Origin of the sequence: Pseudoalteromonas shioyasakiensis, assembly GCF_024518675.1 — a bacterium.
Lineage (GTDB): Bacteria > Pseudomonadota > Gammaproteobacteria > Enterobacterales > Alteromonadaceae > Pseudoalteromonas > Pseudoalteromonas shioyasakiensis_B.
Map to the genome: position 1 here is coordinate 666,620 of NZ_JANIGL010000001.1, position 21,493 is coordinate 688,112.

Sequence of the window (21,493 nt, forward strand, 5' to 3'; positions counted from 1 at the left end):
GCACCTTAAATAAATATGTCACGGCTAGAATTGATAGCTAATATCCAGCCCATAACGTCGCCCTTCGCCTTTAAAATCTTCGAGCATGCCTAGAAAAGAACTTAAATCAAATTTTAAATTACTGTACTGGGTATCAAACAAGTTTTTACCCCAAATAACAAGCCCCCACTGATCTAATTGATAACGAATGTTACCATTTACGATACTATAGCCCTCTTGCATAGCATATGGGTTCTGATTTTGGTCAAAGTAAAAATCAGACTGATAGTCAACAAGTAATTGCGTAGTTAAAGGGTTCTTTGCAAGCTCAAATGTGTACTCAAGTCCAGCACTTGCATTCCATTTTGAGGTAAATGGGAGCCGCTTATCTGTTAGCTCATTGCCAAGTGGGTCTATATACTCTTCAAATTCAGCATGAGGGATATAGCCTAAGGCAAATTGAAGATTAAGCCCCTTTGAGATAGCGTAATCAAGTTCTGCCTCCAAACCATAAATTATTGAGTCTCCCACATTTTCCAACAGCTGTACGGGTGGGCTTTGAGGAGATACTGAAGGCTGATTCATAAATACTTGTTGGTCGTTATAGTCATAATAAAATGCTGCCCAATTGAAACGCACTCCTTGTTCTGGCCACCAAGATTTAGTGCCGACTTCGTTTGCATTCAAGCGTTCACTTTGATAATCAGCAAGCTGAGCTTGCTCAGGTGATGATAAAAACCCACCATTATAGCCACCGCTTTTTGCACCATTTGCAAAGCGATAATAGCCATGGGTGTAATCATCAAATTGATAATTTAATCCTAGTTGTCCTGAAAAGCCATTATCTGATTGATCGCCTTGTACTTGGTAAAAAGGCACTCTCACGCCTTTTAAATCTGTAGGTGTGGCCACAATATTTAGCTCTGATAGAGAATCATAATCCAAGGACTCATATGAGTAACGCAAGCCAGCACTCAGTAACCAATTTGTGGATAATTGATAATCTAACTGTGTAAATGCCGCAATACTTTGTGTTGTGATATGGTTATCGTAAAAGAAAGTAGCAGTGAGATCTGCGGGCAGAACACCGCGAAAATCACGTAAAATATCATTCACGTTATCTTGTTTTATTGATTCATCAGCAAAGTACAAGCCTGCAGTTAAAAAATGCTCACTTAATTGCGACTGCAGCCTAAGCTCTTGCGTAAATTGATGTGTATCTAGACCTAGATTCCCTTCACACAAGCGAGCAGGTGAACCATCACAATTAAACGCATGCTGACGTTCCAGTTCATTGAAACTGGTCAAAGAGATCACTTCATTAATATCACTCACTTGCCAATTTAAATGCGCACTTACGCCTTTGCCATCACTTTTATGAGGAGAGTCATTATTAACACTCACGGTATAAAAGTCATCACTTGCATCATTGAAACCAAAGTTATCAAAGCAGTTTGTTGAACCAGCTTGAGCAGGACTACATCGCTCTTTTGTTAACGGGTTGGCAATCATCCCGATACTACCAACAGGTTGAACTATTCCTTCCCAATCTTGAATATGACCTTTAACTAATAATTGCACTGAATCAAAATCAGCTAGAAAAGAAATACGTGCATTTAGTTGTTCCATTCCAGCTGTTGGAGCCGTAGGAAAAACATTTTTAGTCGAATAATCATAATTTTGATAATTAAATGCTACCCGCAAGGCCGTATTGTCACTCAATGGCGTATTGAACATAGCATCAACATTACTGGCATTATTATTAGCAACACCCGCCGTGAAATAGCCGCTTTGCTCGTACTCAGGGCGTTTTGAACGAATTAAAATCGCTCCACCGGTTGAGTTACGACCAAATAATGTGCCTTGAGGACCGCGTAGAATATCAACTTGCTCTATATCAAACAGGTTTACTATTTGATTACTAGCAGAGCCAACTGCAATATCATCAACATAAATAGCAACCGGTGATGTGTTCGCCGTGTTGTAATCTATTAAACCGACGCCACGGATATTTATCGCTGGCGGGGTGCCTTCGGCAGCATTTTGGCTAATTTTTAAATTAGGCGCAAAGATAGATAACTCTGTAGAATCCTTGAAGTGCTGCGCTTTGAGAACATCGCCTTTAACTTGGCTAAGGGCAATACCCACTTCTTCGATTTTTTGCGCTCTTTTTTGTGCATAAACTTCAATCACGTCCATGTTAGTTTCATGCAAAACCTGCTCATCAGTCGCATGCACCTGTAAAGGCAGCAATAAACCAAATGAGCTCATAAACCCTATGCTTTTTGACATAAAGTTACTGTGGGTTTTCATTATGTAACCAACCTTATTATAGAGAACATGTAAATATGCTGTTATATCATTGATTATAGACTAACTCATTGGCTAAAACTGCACCAAAGAGAAAGTTTATTTAATACTCAGCAAAGCTCGAAATGAGTATGGCACTATACATCCCAAGTCATTCATAGGCGGTATTTTTTCATTAAGTAAAAGTAATTAGAAACTGTTCACCGAAAGCTGCAAACATAACAAGGTAAGAATTTGTTTAAGCTAATAAATATTGGCTAAAATGTTGATAACCCGTGCTATTAAACCCTGCTGATAAGGGGTTCATAAAACCATGTTGGTAGTCGCTGACTTGGCATCTAATTTGATGCTGATCACTGACCTTTTGCATCACGGTATAAACATCAAAATGCGGCTCATTTTTTGGAAAAATGATTTCGCATGGAATAGGCGCATTCACATTAAGGTGGTGTCGAATTTGACTCGGGTAAAAAGCAATGAGTTTTTTTATATGTGGATTTTTAATTTCTGCAACACTTCGCCAGGCGGCCGCTCCTCCGGCACTAAACCCAATTACAGTGGTGGCTGAATCTACTTTTGCTAACGCGTTATTGAGCTTTTTAAAGTATCCATCGTGATCACACTCTTCCATGAAACGCGTGTATTGGAGCGATTCATCCACCACAGTTTGTAACTGCCCATTATAGGGGTCTATAATCTGGTACTGTGCATTAAATTGCCTAGCAAAATGACTTAGGTGAGCCGTCATTCCAAAAATATCGGTGACAAATATGTATTTCATGGCTTAGTTACTTTTTATAGTTATTGTTCTCATTTAGGTGTTACCCATTTACACTACATTTAAATAAGACTAAATACCAGAAAAAATAAATAAAACTTGCTTTAACTTTATTAGCGATATAATATTGTCTCTTGGTCCTAAAAAAGCCTCGCGGTTAACCCCTTTACCCTGATCCAGTAAGCCCGCAAATACGTATATTATTAAGCTAAGTTATTGTACGGCGAGAACCCAAATTCAGATAACGACATATTTTTTAATATGGTCGCATAAATGTCATAAAGATCGTCAACACTGTAATGAAGCTAAACACAACAGAGTCTATCTAATTGTGCTTTTGAGGCTAATAATGAAATTAGCAGCACATAGATAACAAGAAAAAAGTGAGTTTTATTATGTCTTATAGTTATAACGGATCTATGATCCAAATTGCCCATCCGGTGCAATCAATTTCAGTGAACAAACAGCGTGTAATTTTTTCAGATACGCAAGGTTTAAAAAATGCCTTATTCACTAAAGCGAGTGACGCTCGTCAATTTGTTAAATGGCTTAAAGCTAATTAATCAATTTTGATGAACACAATCGATACGATATTCGCCAGCATTTGCTGGCGTTTTACTTTCTATTTCAATAATTCCCCTGCTACACTAAATAAATGAATCAATTAAATCAGTAGTGTATTAAATGTTACGTATCTTGATTTTTGTTACTACCTGCGGTTTTATGGCTTTACATGTACAAAGCAAAACAATTGATTGGGTAGTGGTCGATTTTGCCCCGTACTATATTTTGAATGGCCAATATGAAGGTACTGGGCGTGATGAAAGTGTTATAACATTATTAGAAGCACAATTACCTAACTACACGTTTAATAGAGTCATATTGCCTTCTAGCCGAGCGTTACAAGAAGTCTCAAATCCAAATAAAACCCTATGCATGCTCTCACTCTATCAAAGTGAGCATCGTCGCCAACACATTGCTTTTAGCGAAGAAAGTTCAACTACGGGGTTATCGCCATCATTAGCCATTCATAAAGAGTTACTGACAAAATTAAACATTAATGCCAACAAACCGCTCTCTTTTAGTCATTTACTCAATGATAAAAAGCTCACTTTAGGTATCTCTATGAGCCGCTCCTATGGCGTAGAAATAGATAAAATTATAAATAGCAGTGCTGATGCGTCGATTATTATTAGACCAGGACGAGATACCTTGGCAAGCCTTACTTATATGTTAAAAAAGAAGCGCATCGATATTTTACTTGGCTATCCGAGCGAACATTTTTATATGGCAAAATCGATGGCCTATGAGGACGAGTTAACTCAAATCCAACTTACCGAGGCTGCAAAGTTAAGTGATGGTTACATTGGCTGTACTGATACTACACTAGGGAATGAACATATAAATGTACTGAATGAAGCTCTTATCGCGGTAAAACAACAACAAGCATACAATGACATTTTATTACGTTGGTTACCTGATAATTTACGGCCAGTTTTGGCTCAGCGCTTACAAAAAAACGCCTCACGTAAATGAGGCGCTGCTGTTTAACTTATACAAGATTGAACTTACTTACGAATACCTTCTATGTATAAACCAATATCAACATGCGTTGATGCCGGACCTAAATTATAATCAATACCATAATCTGCAAGTTTTAGGCTAGTTTCACCTTCAAAACCAACACGGTAACCCCCCCACGGATCTTTACCTTCACCAATTTTATCAATCTCAAATGTAATGGTTTTGGTTACGCCGTGAAGAGTAAATTCACCGGTCACATCTGCTTCATCACCATCGACATCAAATTTAATTGATGTGCTCTTAAAGCTCGCTTTTGGGAATTTATCAACATTTAAAAAGTCACCACCGCGTAAATGCTTATCGCGCTCGGCGTGATTAGAATCGATGCTTTTTGTATCAATATTGACCATGATCGTTGATGCATTTGGGTTTTTAGCATCGTAGCTAAATTCACCATCAAAAGTGTTAAAACGACCATGTAACCAGCTATAACCTAAATGCTTAATTTTAAAGTTTACAAATGCGTGAGCACCTTTTGTATCAATAACATAGTCAGCAGCTTGAGCCGCCGTTGCGCCAAAAAGTGTTGCAGCTACAGCTGCAGAAATAAATAGTTTTTTCATTCTAATCATCCTTTAGTGGTTTGATCATTCTAATTAAGGTTTTATCTTTATCGATAAAGTGATGTTTTAAAGCCCCAAGTGCATGCAAAATTACAAGGCCTATTAAACTACATGCAGCCCAGTAGTGAACTTTACCTGCAATATCAGCCTGATTTTCAACTGATAACTCAATTGCAGGGATATTAAACAATGTAAATACCTCTATTGAGCGACCATCTGCGGTTGAAATCAAATATCCGGAAATAACAATTCCAAGTAATAACACATAAATTACTAGGTGTGCGCTATGCGCAATTGCATTAATTAATTTGTCTGAGCCTGCCACGGGTTTAGGTTGCGTACCCAACGCTCGCCAAGCAAACCTAAAAATCAATAAAGCAGCAAGTGTAATACCCACGCTTTTATGTAAATCCATCGACCCTCTGTACCAACTATCATAGTAGGTCAGTTCAACCATATATAGTCCTAAGCCAAACAAGCCTAAAACCATCACTGCCATTAGCCAGTGTAAGGCAATGGCAACTAGGCCATAGCTAGACTGCGTATTTTTAAACATATGTAACGGCTCCTTCATTGAATAAAACCAGAATAGCCCGTCCCGAAAGAAAAGAAAATAGCGAATAACAAACAAGTTATGTGCGTAGATGCACAGTGAAAATGACAAGTTTGTATTTGTGTGAGAAGTGTAACTTGGCCTACCTCATATAAAAGGTGCGAGTTGGCGAGTCAGGGTAATTGTACAAGAATTAAAAAGGACAGGCTTATATCTAGTGCCTGCCCTGTTCAATTTTGAATATTGCTGAATGGTAGCATTTCAATGCTAAATGGTTATTTGCTTTAGTAGCACAATTTCATCCAAGTAAGCGCTAAAAAAGAGATTAACTCAACTTAAATTGTAAACATTTGAGGCTACTTTTCTCATCAATGTCTTTAAGTTCAGATGGATTGTGTAAACGGCGACCATAGGGCTGACCGGGCGTTGTAGCTTTAAAAGCATTAGGTAATGTATTTTAGAACCCATACTACAGGCTTTCCTTCTTGCAAAAGAGTAATTCTATGTAGTGTAAAAAATGTGCCTGCTTTGCTTTACTTGTTAATTAATTATAAATAGACAGCAATTTCCCAAGTCCTGAAGGGATAGTTACCATAGCGTTTTTTGGGTATGCCCAGAACATTCTAAACTCTTGTTGCCACTCATCTTCAACAGATTTTAGGAAGTGATTTCTATTGTGACCTTGTGTGTATTTACAATCCCCCATCTTACCTTTTACACCCAATTGTTTATTAATACTTAAATATAGTTCTTTTATGTTAGAAATCCTAACGCAACAACTTTTACCTAATCGAGTTGCAATTTCATCGTCATGTGAATTACAAAAAGATAAAATAAGACCATCTTCTTTATATAAAGAAGCATTATTTATTTTTGGAATAGCTTTGCCATTGATAGAGCAACCGCTCATATTAAGGTTCTTAATATTTTCGAAATGAATAGCTGGCGATAAAGACCTTATATCCACTTCTGAACGATGAATTAAATTCTCATCAGGCGTTAATATCCCATCCCTTTCTTCGTTAAGATAGGTACTTGCTAGGCTAATGGGAATTTCCCCACCATTAATCCAAGCTACTGACCATTCTACTTCTGTTAAGTAAAGATATTTATACATAATGTTTCCGTTATATAACGAGCCTGTAGAATAACTCGTTTTTAATTTATTTTTATTGATAGTTCAACCATAGCTAAGTTCCTATTTTGATTCAATCGGTTACTTCGATTTTATGATAAATATAAAAAGAGGGTTTGGTGTTGTTTTAATTGGCGTTTTGGATGGTATTACAGATGTTTGAGTCGCTTATTTGAGGTAATCAGGGTTTACATTTATTAAGAGAATTAAAAATGGACAGGCATAATTTTTTAATGGACCAGCCCTGCTTTGTTGGTTTGACTGCTACAAACTTAAAATTAAGCAGTTGATTTGATATTGAAAAAACTAAAGTATGAGCGACTAAAACACTAATTATTTTCGATTAAACCTATATATATTTGCGTGGAAGGTTCTACTTGTAGGCACGTGATTAAACCTTCTTTAATGAGCTCTAACATGGCGATAAAACTCACGACTACGCCGCTGCGCCCTTCATCTAAGGTGAATAACTCAGTAAATGGCAGTTGTGTGCCCGCATTAGACAGTTTCGCCAAAATCAGGCTCATTCGCTCTCGGGTTGAAAGTGCCTCAGCGGTGATCTGGTGATGCTCAAAGGTTTTGGCCCTGGCCATCACATCACTGAGCGCTAGTAGCAAGTCTTTTAGCTCTACATCCGGTAATAATTGACTCGGTGTTTCTTGCTCGGCCATTAAAGCGTGAGCGGTAAATATATCTCGACCAACACGCGGAATGTCATCTAAGTTTTCAGCCGCTTTTTTAAATTGTTCATACTCTTGTAATCGGCGTATCAATTCGGCGCGAGGATCTTCTTCTTCTTCCAGCTCTTCATGCTTTGGTAACAATAATCGTGACTTTATTTGCGCTAAAAGCGCAGCCATTACCAAGTATTCTCCAGCTAGCTCCAACTGAAACTCACTCATCATTTCAACATAACGAACATATTGTTCAGTAATACTAAAAATGGATAACTCAAGAATGTCCAGCTTATGTTTTTTAATTAAGTAAAGTAATAGATCCAGTGGTCCTTCGAAGGTTTCTAAAATCACTTCAAGGGCATCAGGAGGGATATATAAATCTTCAGGGGTTTCTATAACCGCTTTACCATGCAAAAAAGCCAGCGGCAGCTTTTGCTGCACTGGCTCTTGTGATTCAACAGGCTCTGGACTCTTTATATCTGTCACAACGCTATTGCGCTATTCAAATGGCGCAGTATCACCGCAACCTACACGAAGCACTTCAACCTCATCTTCTGATAAGTCGATCACCGTTGTTGCCTGCTCAGCTAAATAGCCACCGTGAATAATTAAATCAACCAATGGTCCAATGCGGTCGCGAATTTCATCAGGATCAGATTCGGTAAATTGCTCACCCGGTAGTATCAGTGAGCATGACATTAATGGCTCGCCTAATTCAGCTAGTAACGCGCAGGTAATTGGGTGCTCTATGACCCGAATACCAATGGTTTTCTTCTTGTCATTTAGTAACCGCTTTGGCACCTCTTTAGTGCCTTTAAAAATAAACGTATAAGGGCCTGGCGTGTTATTTTTTATTAATCTAAAAAGTTGATTATCTACTCTGGCATAAGTTGACAATTCAGATAAATCACGGCAAACCAAGGTAAAGTTATGGTGTTTTTCAATACCCCGAATACGCTCTATGCGCTCTTTTGCTTGTTTATTACCTAGGTTACAGCCAATTGCATAACCAGAATCAGTAGGGTAAACAACGACTCCACCTTTTTTAATAATTTCAACCGCTTGCTTAACTAACCGTGGTTGTGGATTATCTGGATGAATATGAAAAAATTCACTCATGTGCGTCTCCTTCTTGGCTTTCCCACGTTTGCCAAACGCCTTGGCAATCTTTTGGCAAATATAAATTTTTTCCTAGTTCTAACCAGCTGGTAGGAAAATGAAAATCAGACCCTTGCGAGCAAAGCAGGTCGTACTCACGGCTTAAATCACCTAAAAACTGTCGCTCACTGGGCGCTTGTTGCGGCTGCGCAACTTCCATTGCGTCGCCACCAGCATCTTTAAATTGTTGTAATAATTTTCGTAACCACTTATTCGACATTTGATAACGCCCGGGATGTGCGACAACAGCCACTCCACCAGCAGCATGAATAGCGCTAATTGCGGTTTGCATATCACACCACGTGCTGGGCACATACCCCGTTTTACCACGCCCTAAATATTTTTTGAACACACCAGCAATGGTGTTAGCAACCCCTCGCTCGATTAATGCTCTAGCATAATGAGCGCGGGTTATTTGCGCATCTTCAGCCAGTGCTTTAGCTTGTTCATAAATACCATCAAAACCATTTTTTTCAAGGCGTCTGCCAATTTCTTTGGCACGCTCAGAACGTTTTTGCTGTTGTTGCTTTAATAAATCACATAGTTCGCTTTGTTGTACATCTACGTTAAGCGCAACAATGTGGATCTCAAAGCTTTCCCACTTAGTTGATATTTCAACACCGGGGATCAATGACAATGGTAACTGTTGGCTTTTTATAAAGGCTTGGGCAGGCTCTACAGCCGCCACTGTGTCATGATCGGTGATTGCAAACACATCTATGTTTTTTTCTACCGCGCGCAGCAATAATTGTTCAACGCTTAGTTGTCCATCTGAATGTGTGGTGTGACTGTGTAAATCGTATTTTATCAAAAGAGATGACTACTAAAGTTATAATCGTTTAATTGTTATGAAGTATAACAAATTTTTTAAATAAATTGTTTTAAATAAATACTTGACACTTACGCCTTAGGTACGGTTTACTGTAGCCACTTAAAGACACATTAAGAATAAAAACAATGAACAATTCAATCCAAAACACAATCTGGTGGTGGCACTCGTAAATTATCGGGTGACGAATTGTCGTGTCTAACACATTCTAAACCCGCTCAATGCGGGTTTTTTTATATTTAAATTTTAGGGTAACAAACATGAATAACGTAACAACTCTTACACATCGTTGGTGGCGCCTGGTATAGCGGGACGGTAATGGTCTATCTAAATATAGATATCGTTATTCAAACCCCGCACAGCATAGCTTGCGGGGTTTATTTTTTTGAGGGAATGAGGTTTGATTTTTAGTCACATAACAACAACGCCGGGTGAAGTAACCAGCATCACCGAAGTACGCGAGTACATACACAGTCCTTTGGCTTTGTATGCATTACTCGATACCGATAACTCATTATTGTTAGAGTCAGCTGAAATTGATTCAAAAGACAGTGTAAAAAGTTTAATTTTAGTCGATTGCGCTTTGAAAATTACCTGTACAGGTAAAGCCGTCACGGTGAGCGCTCAATCAAATAATGGTATGCAGCTTCTACCCTATTTAAAAGACAAACTTGAAAACTGCACCACTGAATTAAATCAACAAACGCTCACTATAGAGTATCAAAGCACAGCAGCTGATATTGACGAAGCCAGTAAGTTAGTCGCTGATAATGCGTTTAGCGCCCTGCGCTGCTGTATTAACAATATAACCAGTACCACGCAAAATCCGTTTTCTTTATTTTTAGGCGGCGTATTTGCCTACGACATGGTAGCCAACTTTGAGCAACTCAGTAACGTGCCAGATGGCGAAAATAGCTGCCCTGATTATGTCTTTTACCTTGCTGAAACTCTCGTTGTAATTGATCATCAAGCAAAAACTACTGAGCTAATCGGCAATGTATTTAATGGCCCTGAGGTTCACGCGAACTGTTTTGAAGTAGGCAAAAAGCTCGAACGTTTAAACAAAGTATGCGATCAAGCCTCAGGCTTCAGCGCAGAACAAACAAGTGGTACTAGTACTGTTAATGTCGATATTAGTGATGAGGTCTATTGTGCTCAAGTACAAAGCTTAAAAAAGCACATTGTAGATGGTGATATTTTTCAAGTTGTTCCCTCTCGGACATTCTCATTGCCATGTGCAAACCCACTTCATGCTTACAGCAAACTTAAACAGCAAAACCCTAGCCCCTATATGTTTTATATGCGCGACAGTGAGTTTGCCTTATTTGGTGCTTCTCCTGAATCAGCATTAAAGTTTTGCCCAACTAGTCAACAAGTTGAAGTCTACCCTATTGCTGGCACCCGAGCGCGTGGCAAATTTGCCAATGGCCAAATCAACCCTGATTTAGACAGCCGGATTGAACTTGAACTGCGTAACGACCAAAAAGAACGCGCAGAACATTTAATGTTGGTCGATTTAGCACGTAACGACGTAGCACGTATTAGTGTACCGGGTACTCGTCATGCAAAAGAACTATTAAAAGTTGACCGCTATTCGCAGGTAATGCATTTAGTATCGCGAGTGGTTGGTACATTAAAACCAGAACTCGATGCCTTACACGCTTATCAAGCATGTATGAATATGGGCACTTTGGTTGGTGCGCCAAAAGTCAGCGCCGCTGAGCTTGTTCGCCAAACAGAAGGCAAACGCCGTGGCAGTTACGGCGGTGCTGTGGGGTACTTAACTGGAGACGGAGCCATGGACAGTTGTATTGTTATTCGCTCAGCGTTTGTAAAAAATAACACCGCATACGTTCAAGCTGGGGCGGGTGTTGTGCATGATTCAGATCCGCAATCGGAAGCAAATGAGACGCGCGCCAAAGCACAGGCGGTTATTACAGCCATTCAATCGACGTATCAAGGACAGTAAAATGAGCTTAAATAACAACAGCCTTACAGACATAAAAATCTATTTTTTAGATAACTTTGATTCATTTAGTTATAACTTAGTCGATGAACTTTCTATGTTAGGCAGCGATTTAGTGGTATATCGTAACAACATAGACGCACAGCTTATTTTTAACAAAATGTGCGATGAAACAAAACCCGTCATTCTAGTGTTATCGCCAGGCCCTGGTACGCCTTCTGATGCAGGTTGTTTAATGGCACTGATTGAATTATGCAAAGGGAAATTTCCAATGCTAGGAATATGCTTAGGGCAACAAGCATTAACGCAAAGTTACGGTGGTATTATTGGTCATGCAGGTGAAACCGTGCATGGTAAATCATCAATCATTGAACTGGGTGAACACCCTGTTTTCAATGGGATGGGGCAATCTATGCCGGTAGCACGTTATCATTCATTAATGGCAACGAAGGTCCCCGACAGTGTGAACGTGATTGCACGCTTTGGGGCGATCCCTATGGCAATTTATCAACAACAAGATAACGCGCTTGGTTACCAGTTTCATCCAGAATCAATTTTAACGCCAAATGGCGCAGCGCTACTGCAACAAAGTATGCAGTTTTTAGCTAACGCAAAGCAGTAGAGGATTTTATGTCAGTCAATCAACAATCAACAACGCACAACAGCCGTGCTCTTATTGATCTGTTACTCGCGCAAGCATCATTAAGCTTTAGCCAAAGCCAACAGCTATTCGATGCTATCATGCAAGGTGAAGTGAGTGAGATTGAATTATCAGCACTGTTAGTAGCATTAAAAATTAAAGGCGAAGTCAGCGACGAAATTGCCGGTGCTGCCGCATCTATGCGCGCTAATGCGGTGCAATTTAAAACCCCACTCACACCGCTTGCGGATAGCTGTGGCACAGGTGGCGATGGCTCAAATACCATCAATATTAGTACTACCGCAGCCATTGTGGCCGCAGCGTGTGGCATCAACATGGTTAAACATGGCAACCGTAGTGTCTCAAGTAACTCAGGCTCTGCTGATTTACTAAAAGCGCTGGGTATTAATATTGATATGACCCCAGCACAAGCCGTTGCATGCCTTGAGCAAACAGGTTTTACATTTTTATTTGCGCCGCATTACCACAGTGGTGTTCGCCATGCTATGGGTGTTCGTACCACATTAAAAACACGCACAATATTTAATATATTAGGGCCTTTGGCAAACCCAGCAGCGCCGCAAGTGCAATTATTAGGGGTGTACGATGAAAACCTTTGCCTACCCATGGCACAAACCCTAAAAACACTCGGTACGCAACGGGCAATGGTTGTTCATGGTGCTGGCACAGATGAAATTGCGTTACATGGCAGTACCACAGTTGTTGAGCTTAATAATGGTGAACTTAAAGAGTACACGCTTACTCCTGCAGATTTTGGTCTTGCAAACTATTCACTTGAACTACTGGCCGGTGAAGGCCCAGAATATAACGCAAATGCCAGCCGCGCTATTTTAGCTGGTACAGGCACGCCAGCTCACAATGCAGCCATTATTGTAAATGTAGCCGCTTTGCTGTATTTGACCGGAAAAGTAGATAATTTTAAAACTGGCGCTGAGCAAGTTGCCAACATTTTAAAATCAGGCCAAGCCTTAAACACATTAAATGCCATAGTTGAGCAAAGTAATAAAGCCGTAAACGCAGAGGTAACCAATGGCTAATGTATTAGACAAAATAGTCGCCGATAAACAACAAGAACTAATAGAGCGCAAAGCCAAGCGCCCGCTTGAGAGCTTTAAAGCACAAGCGGTACCAACAAACCGTGATTTTTATAAAGCCTTAGCAGCCCCTGGTACACAGTTTATTTTAGAGTGTAAAAAAGCATCGCCCTCAAAAGGACTCATTCGTGAACCCTTTGATCTGGCTGAAATTACTGGTGTCTATAAAAATCATGCAAGCTGCATTAGTGTTTTAACTGATGAAAAATACTTTCAAGGCAGTTTTGATTATTTAGAATTTGTGCGTAGCCAAGTTGACCAGCCACTGATCTGTAAAGACTTCTTTATCGACGAGTACCAAATATACATGGCGCGAATTTATGGTGGCGATGCTATTTTACTGATGCTTTCAGTATTAGATGATAGCCAATATCAAGCCTTAGCGAGCGTTGCTAAAAGCCTAAATATGGCAGTATTAACTGAAGTGAGCAATGAAGCTGAGGTAGAACGAGCTCTTGCTTTGGATGCACAAATTATTGGTATTAATAACCGTGATTTGCGTGATTTAAGCACAGATTTAGCAACCACTGAAAAGTTACGTAAACTTATCCCTAATGATAAAGTGGTTATTTCTGAGTCAGGCATTTATACCCATCAGGATGTTAAACGCCTTGCACCATTGTGTAATGGGTTTTTAATTGGTAGCTCATTAATGGCTGAACGAGATTTAGAGCGTGCCTGCCGTAGTGTTATTTTAGGCGAAAACAAAGTCTGTGGTTTAACACGTAGCCAAGATGCAGTTGCTGCCTATAACAGTGGGGCGGTGTTTGGCGGACTTATTTTTGCACCTAAATCCCCCCGCTTTATAGACCTTGATTGTGCATTACAAATTACTCAAAGCGCGCCACTTTCTTTTGTCGGCGTGTTTGTAAATGCCAGTATTGGTGAGGTTGCTGAACATGCTCAAACCTTAAAACTAGCAGCCGTACAGTTACATGGGCAAGAGAATCAAGCCTACATTGACGAGCTGCGCCCGCTACTACCAAACACGTGTGAGATATGGAAAGCGCAAGCGGTCAAAGATAATTTGCCTGAGCAACTTAATGGTGTTGATCGCCACCTTTACGACACCTACAGCGATACTCAAGAAGGCGGCACAGGTAAAACATTTGATTGGACAATTCTAAACAATGCGAAACAGCCATTTATGTTAGCCGGTGGGCTAAACGCAAATAACATCCAAGGCGCTTTATACCAAGGAGCTCATGGCCTAGATCTAAACTCTGGGGTTGAGCTAAGCGCAGGCAAAAAATGCCAACACAAATTAAATGATGCATTTAACAGCATCCGTAAATATTGAGGTTAAAATGAACAATCCAGCATATTTTGGTGAGTTTGGTGGCATGTTTGTGCCAGAACTCCTAGTTCCTGCGCTTAAGCAGTTAGAAGATGAATTTAATAAATCACAAACTGATGCGGCTTTTCAGGCTGAGTTTGAAAAATTATTAAATGAATACGCAGGTCGCCCTACCCCACTAACATTAACTCGTAATTTAATTAAAAACCCGAAAGTAAAACTGTACTTAAAGCGGGAAGATTTATTACACGGTGGCGCACACAAAACCAATCAAGTTTTAGGTCAAGCGTTGTTAACCAAGCGCATGGGCAAAAAAGAAGTGATTGCAGAAACCGGCGCAGGCCAACATGGCGTTGCCACCGCTTTAGCCTGTGCATTACTTGGCTTAAAATGCCGTATTTACATGGGTGCAAAAGATGTTGATCGCCAGCAACCTAATGTATTTCGTATGAAATTAATGGGCGCTGAAGTTATCCCTGTTACCGCCGGCTCTGGCACATTGAAAGATGCTGTTAACGAAGCGCTTCGTGATTGGTCTGCTAATTACAAAGAAGCTCATTATCTTCTTGGTACAGCAGCTGGCCCACACCCATTCCCCACTATGGTACGTGAGTTCCAAAAAATGATTGGTGAAGAAGCCAAACAACAAGTTTTAAAAGCCGAAGGTCGTTTGCCTGATGCCGTGCTTGCCTGTGTTGGCGGCGGGTCTAATGCAATTGGGATGTTTACAGATTTTATTGACGAACCCAGTGTAAAGCTTATTGGCGTAGAGCCTGCTGGTAAAGGGCTAGACACCCATGAGCATGGCGCAACGCTGTGTAAAGGCACAAAAGGCATTTTACACGGGACTTATACCTACATTATGCAAAATGATGATGGCCAAATTGAAGAGTCATATTCTGTATCTGCAGGGCTTGATTACCCAGCAGTAGGCCCTCAGCACGCATTTTTACACGAAACAGGCCGTGCACAATATGTTGGTATTACAGATACCGAAGCACTTGAAGCATTCCAGCTACTGGCTAAAAATGAAGGGATTATCCCAGCACTTGAGTCAAGCCACGCCCTTGCGTACGCATTAAAATACGCTGAGCAGCAAACAGAAGAAACAGTTTTAGTGGTTAACTTGAGCGGCCGTGGTGACAAAGACTTATCACACGTCATGGATGTATTATCAAAAGGGAGCGAAGCATGAGCCAAACACATCAAAACACAGACCGTTATGGGCAAAAATTTGCAGCCTTAAAAGAGCAAAATCAAGGGGCTTTCGTTCCTTTTGTTACCATTGGCGATCCAAATAAAGAGCTCAGTGTTGAGATCATTAAAAGCTTAATTGACGGTGGCGCCGATGCGTTAGAGCTAGGTATTCCATTTTCAGACCCAATCGCAGATGGCCCGGTCATTCAAGCTGCAAATATTCGCGCACTTGATGTGAATGTTAACACCCAAGACTGCTTCGATATCATTAAACAAGTTCGCCAATACAATGCTGATATTCCAATCGGGCTATTATTGTACTCTAACTTGGTTTTTAAGCGTGGCCTTGAAACGTTTTACACTGATGCAAAAGCCGCAGGCGTTGACTCGATTTTAGTTGCTGATGTGCCTTTACATGAATCAAAAATGTTTCGCCAAGCTGCGATGAGTAACGGGATTGATCCTATCTTTATCGCTACACCGAATGCCTCTGATGACACACTACGTCAGTGTGCCTCTTATGGCCGTGGTTATACTTATTTGTTATCTCGCGCTGGTGTGACTGGCACTGAAACAAAAGCACAAATGCCGGCATCATCAATTGTCACTAAATTAAAAGAGTACCACAGCGCTCCTGCACTATTAGGCTTTGGTATTTCAACACCTGATGATGTAAAAGCAGCGTTAGCAGCGGGCGCTGCGGGTGCTATTTCAGGCTCTGCAGTGGTTAAGATTATCGAAACAAACCTTGATAACCCACCCGCTATGCTGACAGAACTAAAAGAGTTTGTCGCATCGATGAAAGCAGCGACACAGCTTTAAGATTTTTATATAAAAAGGGGGCATAAAGCGCCCCCTTTTATATTACAACATTAAGCACATTTAATGAGCCTGATGTTTGCCTTCAATAATTTCTTCAATAAATTTACGATTAAAAGCTGCTAAATCAGCAGGACTACGGCTTGTTACTAAGCCTTTATCCACACTCACTTCTTCGTCAACCCAGTTAGCGCCTGCATTCATTAAATCTGTTTTAATACTTGGGAATGACGTTACAGTACGGTCTCTTAGTTTATTGATCTCAGCTAATAACCAAGGACCATGACAAATTGCAGCGACAGGTTTATTCATTTGGGCACCAAAAAAACCATCGACAAACGCTTTCGCGTCTTTATCTTGGCGTAGGCTATCGGGGTTAAATAAACCACCAGGTAAAAGTAGAGCATCGTAATCATCACTGCTTGCTTCGCTTGCGAGTTTATCCACAGTGACTTTATCGCCCCATACATCTTCATCCCAGCCTGTAATTTCACCTTCTTTAATTGAGATGATTTCAACTTTTGCGCCCGCATCTAATAATGCGCTACGTGGTGAAAATAGCTCGCTTTGCTCAAAGCCATCGGTTGCTAATATAGCGATGGTTTTACCGCTAAGTTGTGTACCTGTTTGTAATGTAGACATGTTATCTCCTTATTTATGTGGGTTTAACACATTAAAAGCAGACACCATGCCAAACTGTAACCTATTGAAAATTAATTAAAGTATATAAAAACCAAGGCGGCACTCTGTAATTGAGTCACACAATGTGCAGATCCTACATTAAAGTAAATCTTTAAGTGCTTTGGCGGCTTTAAAAACCGGTTTGTTAGCACCTTCAATTTCAATTGTTTCACCCGTTTGTGGATTACGACCTGAGCGCGCTGGATGATAACTTAACGCAAAAGTGCCAAAACCACCGACTTGTACTTGATCCCCTTCTGAAAGAGAGGTTGTAATGACTTTTAATAGGCTTGAAAGTGCTGCTTTTGAGTCTTTCTTACTTAGCTCACTACAAGCCGACATCGCAGTGATTAGTTCTGCTTTATTCATAAATACTCCTAAATCCGCGTCAATACAATTGACAGTTCATGCTGGTCTGAGAATCAAAAGCACGCAGGCTAAGGCTTAGACACTCGTAAGTCAACCTTGTATCTGCGTAAATAACTTGGTAAAACGTCAATCCTAATTTTACTTACTAAGCCCTGTATGCACGCAATGATCGAATTTATTCCCTTACTGTTATTTTTTGCGATTTTTAAGTTTGCTGATATCTACTGGGCAACCGCCCTATTAATGGCTACAACATTTATCCAAGTTGCCTACAGCTATTTAAAAGTGAAGAAAGTCCCGACGCGACAATGGTTATTTTTTGCTTTAGCGGTAATACTGGGCACCCTCACATTGGTATTTCACGATGAACAATTTGTAAAACTAAAGGCGACGATTATTTATGCTGGATTAGCAATTACATTAATAATTAGCCGGTACTTTTTCGCTAAAAACTTAGTCCAAAAAGCATTTGAAGCGCTGTTAAGCAATGCCTTTGATACTCAGCAACCCATTGCTATACCAAAGGCTACTTGGGATAAACTTAATCTAGTTTGGATAATCATAACCACAAGTGTCGCTACGCTTAATTTATATATTGCTTATAACTTTTCCCTTGATTTTTGGGTCAACTTTAAAGTGTTTGGTTTAATGGCAATCACCTTTGTTAGTATCTTTGCCAGTATTTTAGCGCTTTACAAATACTTCCCCGATGATGACATTAAGCCTAGTAAATAAGCAAAAAGCGTCATCAATGTCATAAATCTGTCGTCTTATCTTGTTAGCCTAATTTGCAAACTCAAAGCCGAGACGACCTTGAACGCCTCTCAATACCGCTGGTTTGAATTTACCTTAATATTTATAGCTTTACCTATACTTGGGTTTAGCCTACGAGCACATTTAGCAAATTGGCTCATTCCAGCACTTATTATTTTGATGAGTGTATGTGGCATGTTACTGCTAGGCGACCCTCACTTTAAGCGCTTTCGATTAACCAGCTTAGGGGAATTTTCGGCGGTGAAGCGCAGGCTGTTTAGTTTCTTTTTTATCGGGGCGCTGTTTTCAGGGGTGTTTTATTCAATAATGAATCAGGGTAATTGGTTTATAATGCCGCGTACCTCGTTTAATGATTGGTTATTATTACTGGTACTTTACCCGCTACTTTCTGTATTACCGCAAGAACTAATATTTCGTACTTACTTTTTCCATCGCTATAAACGCATCATGCCAAACAAAACCGTACGCATCGTGATCAGCGCAGCTGTATTCGCGTTAGCGCATATTGTGTATGCCAATTGGGTTGCCGTATTGCTTGCATTTTTGGGTGGGCTATTGTTTTCGTATACCTATGCTCAAAGCCGCTCTACATTTGTCTGTGTGATTGAGCATAGTTTATGGGGGCTGTGGATGTTTACCCTGGGTATTGGTCAGTATTTAGATGCAGGAGCACTGTAAAATAGTAAAAAGCCGCACTTCAAAGCGCGGCTTTAATATAGAAAGTTTATAACTCGTGGTTTATATTAAAAACCAAAAATACTGACCGCAAAGAACTTAGTCGCCACGGTATTAATAAATATAAGTACCAAAATAACCGGGATGAAAGTAGACAGCGAAAAGTTCACGTACTTTTCAGTAAAACTACCAGCATAACCAGGGCAGCCTTGGCTTAACTCTTCTGTTAAACGTACTTTTTTCCAGCGATACATCACAAACAAGCACACCATTAAGCCATTGAGCGGTAAAATTGTGTCGTAAAACACATCATATACAATATCAAACATGCTTTTTGAACCACCGCCGTAATTAACAAACGAGGTCAGCCCTTCAACCATCCCAAATGACATAGTACAAAGTACGGTTAGTAAACCGATGGTGGCAGATAAAATCAGTAATGCCATTTTACGACTAATGCCTTTGCGCTCACTCAATGTTGCTGTCGGTACTTCAACAATTGACACCAAAGAGGTAATGGCTGCAAAAAACACCAGTAAGAAGAAAATAAAGGCCACAATTGATGCACCTACATAACCAATATCTGATTGTAATGCTAATAAGATTTTAGGTAAAAATTCAAAAATCATAGATACCGATGAGTCAGACAACTTAGCAGGATCTGTATTTGGGTTAAAACTAAAGATAGCCGGTAACACCATCAAACCCGCAATAAATGCCACCAATGAATCGGTAACAGCGACCATTTTTGCACTGCCGACAATATCATCTTTTTTCGAGATATAAGACGCATATGTCATCAAGATACCCATACCCAACGACAATGAAAAGAACGCTTGGGCTAATGCGCCATTAAGCACGCTGGCATTCATTTTTGAAATATCAGGAATAATATAATATTTAACCCCTGCCATTGCATTATCTAAGGTTAATACATAAACCACTAAGGCTATCAGTAAGACAAATAATGCGGGCATTAAAAATTTAGCAGCTTTTTCAATACCTTGCTTAACACCACCAACAAGTATTAAGTTTACAATTAAAGCAACAACGGCCATGTAACAAAACACACTGCTACTATTAATAAATGCACCAAAGCTTTTTGGATCGGCTAGTTGATCTAAATTACCAACCGCGACTTGGCTTAAATAACCAAAAATCCAAACCGTGATCACCATATAAAACACCGCAATCATAAATGGCGTCAATACGGCTAAAAAACCGGCAAACGTCCATTTTTTATCATTCCCTGAAAGCAGCTTATAGGCATTGAGTGGGTCTTTTTGTGCCTGACGACCCATTGCCATTTCAGCCATCATTACGGGTAAACAGATAAAGATGACAAACAGTGCATAAACAAGCAAAAATGCTCCACCACCATTCTTAGTTGCAGAAACAGGAAAGCCGACTAGGTTACCAATACCTACCGCAGAACCTGCAGCTGCCAATATAAATCCGAGGCGGGAGCTAAAATGCTCTCGATTATCGCTCATTTAAAAACCTTATTATTATTTTGTACTATCTCAGCGACTCTACCAGTGTTGTACTGGGCTTTTCAAGCAGATTCAGTTTAAAAATACCCGTAGACTGTAAAGCTAAAATCTTCGCCGAGTAAAAACTGTGTGCTAATATGGGACTTATTCATACTGCAAACTGACAACAGAGCACACTATGTTATACATGATTTACTCAACTGACATCGAGAATAGTCTAGAATTTAGAAAAGCAGCACGCCCCGCTCATCTTGCGCGATTAGAGGAGCTAGATAGCCAAGGCCGCCTATTAACCGCAGGACCTCTGCCTGCAATTGATAGTGACACCCCTGCTGAGGCTGGCTTTACAGGCTCGTTAGTAGTGGCTGAATTTGATTCATTAGAAGATGCTCGAGAATGGGCTGCCGCCGATCCTTATGTTAGCGGCGGGGTTTATGAAAACTCGCTCGTGAAGCCGTTTAAAAAAGTCTACGGCAAATAAAAACCAAAAAGCTAAATAATGAGTTCAGGGTTTGTTCACTGGTTGTTAACTAGACTTGTTTAAATGAATCACACTATTTTACGGTTTTTACTTGAGTTTTAGTTGCTTGGTTCATTAAACTAATAGGTAGGGTCTGGTTTAGGAGTTCCCCCATCATGCGTACAATATTTGCCATCAATTGCGTGGCTTTTGCGTTATTATGTAGCGTTTATTCGAATAATAGCTTTGCCGAGCCTCAGGTAAAAAAAGCAGAAATAAGCAAAAAGCAAGCTGTTGAACTTGCTAAAAAAAACGAAGATGGTAAAACTCTAAAAATTACTGACCAAAACGATATTTATACCGTAAGAATTTTAAAAAATGACGGCCATGTAGTCGACGTTCACGTTAATAAAAAAACCGGCAAAGTGAAAAAGGATTAAG

23 protein-coding genes are annotated in these 21,493 nt (G+C 40.0%); 12 read left to right on the forward strand and 11 right to left on the reverse strand.

From position 1 onward, the window contains the following. Positions 1–24: 24 nt before the first annotated feature. Both NQT69_RS02915 and NQT69_RS02920 read right to left on the reverse strand, forming a co-directional pair. Positions 25–2,292, reverse strand: a complete 2,268-nt coding sequence (locus tag NQT69_RS02915) for a TonB-dependent receptor (RefSeq protein WP_256826208.1) — start codon at positions 2,290–2,292, stop codon at positions 25–27. Positions 2,293–2,527: 235 nt separating this feature from the next. Beyond that, on the reverse strand, positions 2,528–3,070 hold the full coding sequence (locus NQT69_RS02920; protein ID WP_256826209.1) for a dienelactone hydrolase family protein: 543 nt from the start codon (positions 3,068–3,070) through the stop codon (positions 2,528–2,530). Between the two features lie 392 nt (positions 3,071–3,462). On the opposite strand from NQT69_RS02920, the gene NQT69_RS02925 reads away from it, so the two are divergent. Both NQT69_RS02925 and NQT69_RS02930 read left to right on the forward strand, forming a co-directional pair. After that, positions 3,463–3,630: a hypothetical protein gene (locus NQT69_RS02925; protein ID WP_167850818.1), complete on the forward strand. Its 168-nt coding sequence runs from the start codon at positions 3,463–3,465 to the stop codon at positions 3,628–3,630. Between the two features lie 121 nt (positions 3,631–3,751). Next, positions 3,752–4,603 (forward strand): TIGR02285 family protein, encoded by an 852-nt coding sequence (locus tag NQT69_RS02930; RefSeq protein ID WP_256826210.1) that lies wholly within the window; start codon positions 3,752–3,754, stop codon positions 4,601–4,603. 32 nt (positions 4,604–4,635) lie between these two features. Here the strand turns inward: NQT69_RS02930 and NQT69_RS02935 are convergent, their stop codons facing one another. The 6 genes from NQT69_RS02935 to rnm all read right to left on the reverse strand — a co-directional run bounded on the left by NQT69_RS02935 (position 4,636) and on the right by rnm (position 9,548). After that, positions 4,636–5,214: a YceI family protein gene (locus NQT69_RS02935; protein WP_256826211.1), complete on the reverse strand. Its 579-nt coding sequence runs from the start codon at positions 5,212–5,214 to the stop codon at positions 4,636–4,638. Between the two features lies 1 nt (position 5,215). After that, a complete protein-coding gene (locus NQT69_RS02940; protein WP_256826212.1) occupies positions 5,216–5,770 on the reverse strand; it encodes a cytochrome b in 555 nt (184 codons plus the stop codon). Positions 5,771–6,311: 541 nt separating this feature from the next. Next, on the reverse strand, positions 6,312–6,884 hold the full coding sequence (locus tag NQT69_RS02945) for a hypothetical protein (protein ID WP_256826213.1): 573 nt from the start codon (positions 6,882–6,884) through the stop codon (positions 6,312–6,314). A gap of 347 nt (positions 6,885–7,231) precedes the next feature. Further along, entirely contained in the window at positions 7,232–8,056 is an 825-nt protein-coding gene (locus NQT69_RS02950; RefSeq protein ID WP_256826723.1) for a segregation and condensation protein A, read from the reverse strand. Between the two features lie 21 nt (positions 8,057–8,077). Continuing rightward, positions 8,078–8,698, reverse strand: a complete 621-nt coding sequence (locus NQT69_RS02955; RefSeq protein ID WP_256826214.1) for an L-threonylcarbamoyladenylate synthase — start codon at positions 8,696–8,698, stop codon at positions 8,078–8,080. Beyond that, complete coding sequence (gene rnm, locus NQT69_RS02960) at positions 8,691–9,548, reverse strand: RNase RNM (RefSeq protein WP_256826215.1); 858 nt, start codon at positions 9,546–9,548, stop codon at positions 8,691–8,693. Before rnm ends, NQT69_RS02955 begins: the two co-directional genes overlap by 8 nt. A gap of 418 nt (positions 9,549–9,966) precedes the next feature. On the opposite strand from rnm, the gene NQT69_RS02965 reads away from it, so the two are divergent. Genes NQT69_RS02965 through trpA form a run of 6 tightly spaced genes read left to right on the forward strand, consistent with a single transcriptional unit; the run spans position 9,967 to position 16,603 of the window. Beyond that, on the forward strand, positions 9,967–11,535 hold the full coding sequence (locus NQT69_RS02965; RefSeq protein ID WP_256826216.1) for an anthranilate synthase component 1: 1,569 nt from the start codon (positions 9,967–9,969) through the stop codon (positions 11,533–11,535). Between the two features lies 1 nt (position 11,536). After that, positions 11,537–12,154, forward strand: a complete 618-nt coding sequence (locus tag NQT69_RS02970; RefSeq protein WP_256826217.1) for an aminodeoxychorismate/anthranilate synthase component II — start codon at positions 11,537–11,539, stop codon at positions 12,152–12,154. Positions 12,155–12,162: 8 nt separating this feature from the next. After that, the gene (trpD, locus tag NQT69_RS02975; protein WP_256826218.1) at positions 12,163–13,230 is read left to right on the forward strand and encodes an anthranilate phosphoribosyltransferase; all 1,068 of its coding nucleotides are present in this window, start codon (positions 12,163–12,165) and stop codon (positions 13,228–13,230) included. Then, positions 13,223–14,587, forward strand: a complete 1,365-nt coding sequence (gene trpCF, locus NQT69_RS02980) for a bifunctional indole-3-glycerol-phosphate synthase TrpC/phosphoribosylanthranilate isomerase TrpF (protein ID WP_256826219.1) — start codon at positions 13,223–13,225, stop codon at positions 14,585–14,587. The genes trpD and trpCF overlap by 8 nt, the downstream gene beginning before the upstream one ends. A gap of 7 nt (positions 14,588–14,594) precedes the next feature. After that, entirely contained in the window at positions 14,595–15,779 is a 1,185-nt protein-coding gene (gene trpB / locus NQT69_RS02985) for a tryptophan synthase subunit beta (RefSeq protein WP_256826220.1), read from the forward strand. Beyond that, on the forward strand, positions 15,776–16,603 hold the full coding sequence (gene trpA, locus NQT69_RS02990) for a tryptophan synthase subunit alpha (protein WP_256826221.1): 828 nt from the start codon (positions 15,776–15,778) through the stop codon (positions 16,601–16,603). The genes trpB and trpA overlap by 4 nt, the downstream gene beginning before the upstream one ends. Positions 16,604–16,663: 60 nt before the next feature. On the opposite strand, the gene NQT69_RS02995 is transcribed toward trpA, so the two are convergent. Then, positions 16,664–17,242: a type 1 glutamine amidotransferase domain-containing protein gene (locus NQT69_RS02995; RefSeq protein WP_256826222.1), complete on the reverse strand. Its 579-nt coding sequence runs from the start codon at positions 17,240–17,242 to the stop codon at positions 16,664–16,666. A 138-nt stretch (positions 17,243–17,380) separates the two neighbouring features. Then, positions 17,381–17,650, reverse strand: coding sequence for an HU family DNA-binding protein (locus NQT69_RS03000; RefSeq protein ID WP_256826223.1), 270 nt, complete (start codon positions 17,648–17,650; stop codon positions 17,381–17,383). A gap of 156 nt (positions 17,651–17,806) precedes the next feature. Between NQT69_RS03000 and NQT69_RS03005 the strand changes: the two genes are divergently transcribed. Further along, positions 17,807–18,385, forward strand: a complete 579-nt coding sequence (locus NQT69_RS03005) for an inner membrane-spanning protein YciB (RefSeq protein WP_256826224.1) — start codon at positions 17,807–17,809, stop codon at positions 18,383–18,385. A gap of 78 nt (positions 18,386–18,463) precedes the next feature. Next, complete coding sequence (locus NQT69_RS03010) at positions 18,464–19,102, forward strand: CPBP family intramembrane glutamic endopeptidase (RefSeq protein WP_256826225.1); 639 nt, start codon at positions 18,464–18,466, stop codon at positions 19,100–19,102. Positions 19,103–19,167: 65 nt separating this feature from the next. On the opposite strand, the gene NQT69_RS03015 is transcribed toward NQT69_RS03010, so the two are convergent. Continuing rightward, the gene (locus tag NQT69_RS03015; protein ID WP_256826226.1) at positions 19,168–20,592 is read right to left on the reverse strand and encodes a sodium-dependent transporter; all 1,425 of its coding nucleotides are present in this window, start codon (positions 20,590–20,592) and stop codon (positions 19,168–19,170) included. A 178-nt stretch (positions 20,593–20,770) separates the two neighbouring features. Here NQT69_RS03015 and NQT69_RS03020 point away from each other — a divergent pair, with 178 nt between their 5' ends. Both NQT69_RS03020 and NQT69_RS03025 read left to right on the forward strand, forming a co-directional pair. Beyond that, positions 20,771–21,073 (forward strand): YciI family protein, encoded by a 303-nt coding sequence (locus tag NQT69_RS03020; protein WP_256826227.1) that lies wholly within the window; start codon positions 20,771–20,773, stop codon positions 21,071–21,073. Positions 21,074–21,228: 155 nt separating this feature from the next. Further along, positions 21,229–21,492 (forward strand): PepSY domain-containing protein, encoded by a 264-nt coding sequence (locus tag NQT69_RS03025; protein WP_256826228.1) that lies wholly within the window; start codon positions 21,229–21,231, stop codon positions 21,490–21,492. The last annotated feature ends 1 nt before the right edge of the window (position 21,493 follow it).

What these genes read in the sequence shown, in the direction of transcription:
- NQT69_RS02995 (WP_256826222.1), bottom strand. Translation starts at nt 17,242, where the DNA reads ATGTCTACATTACAAACAGGTACACAACTTAGCGGTAAAACCATCGCT.
- NQT69_RS02925 (WP_167850818.1), top strand. Translation starts at nt 3,463, where the DNA reads ATGTCTTATAGTTATAACGGATCTATGATCCAAATTGCCCATCCGGTG.
- NQT69_RS02920 (WP_256826209.1), bottom strand. Translation starts at nt 3,070, where the DNA reads ATGAAATACATATTTGTCACCGATATTTTTGGAATGACGGCTCACCTA.
- trpD (WP_256826218.1), top strand. Translation starts at nt 12,163, where the DNA reads ATGTCAGTCAATCAACAATCAACAACGCACAACAGCCGTGCTCTTATT.
- NQT69_RS03025 (WP_256826228.1), top strand. Translation starts at nt 21,229, where the DNA reads ATGCGTACAATATTTGCCATCAATTGCGTGGCTTTTGCGTTATTATGT.
- NQT69_RS02945 (WP_256826213.1), bottom strand. Translation starts at nt 6,884, where the DNA reads ATGTATAAATATCTTTACTTAACAGAAGTAGAATGGTCAGTAGCTTGG.
- trpCF (WP_256826219.1), top strand. Translation starts at nt 13,223, where the DNA reads ATGGCTAATGTATTAGACAAAATAGTCGCCGATAAACAACAAGAACTA.
- NQT69_RS02940 (WP_256826212.1), bottom strand. Translation starts at nt 5,770, where the DNA reads ATGTTTAAAAATACGCAGTCTAGCTATGGCCTAGTTGCCATTGCCTTA.
- NQT69_RS02915 (WP_256826208.1), bottom strand. Translation starts at nt 2,292, where the DNA reads ATGAAAACCCACAGTAACTTTATGTCAAAAAGCATAGGGTTTATGAGC.
- NQT69_RS03020 (WP_256826227.1), top strand. Translation starts at nt 20,771, where the DNA reads ATGTTATACATGATTTACTCAACTGACATCGAGAATAGTCTAGAATTT.
- trpB (WP_256826220.1), top strand. Translation starts at nt 14,595, where the DNA reads ATGAACAATCCAGCATATTTTGGTGAGTTTGGTGGCATGTTTGTGCCA.
- NQT69_RS03000 (WP_256826223.1), bottom strand. Translation starts at nt 17,650, where the DNA reads ATGAATAAAGCAGAACTAATCACTGCGATGTCGGCTTGTAGTGAGCTA.
- NQT69_RS02955 (WP_256826214.1), bottom strand. Translation starts at nt 8,698, where the DNA reads ATGAGTGAATTTTTTCATATTCATCCAGATAATCCACAACCACGGTTA.
- NQT69_RS03005 (WP_256826224.1), top strand. Translation starts at nt 17,807, where the DNA reads ATGCACGCAATGATCGAATTTATTCCCTTACTGTTATTTTTTGCGATT.
- NQT69_RS03015 (WP_256826226.1), bottom strand. Translation starts at nt 20,592, where the DNA reads ATGAGCGATAATCGAGAGCATTTTAGCTCCCGCCTCGGATTTATATTG.
- NQT69_RS02935 (WP_256826211.1), bottom strand. Translation starts at nt 5,214, where the DNA reads ATGAAAAAACTATTTATTTCTGCAGCTGTAGCTGCAACACTTTTTGGC.
- NQT69_RS02970 (WP_256826217.1), top strand. Translation starts at nt 11,537, where the DNA reads ATGAGCTTAAATAACAACAGCCTTACAGACATAAAAATCTATTTTTTA.
- NQT69_RS02930 (WP_256826210.1), top strand. Translation starts at nt 3,752, where the DNA reads ATGTTACGTATCTTGATTTTTGTTACTACCTGCGGTTTTATGGCTTTA.
- trpA (WP_256826221.1), top strand. Translation starts at nt 15,776, where the DNA reads ATGAGCCAAACACATCAAAACACAGACCGTTATGGGCAAAAATTTGCA.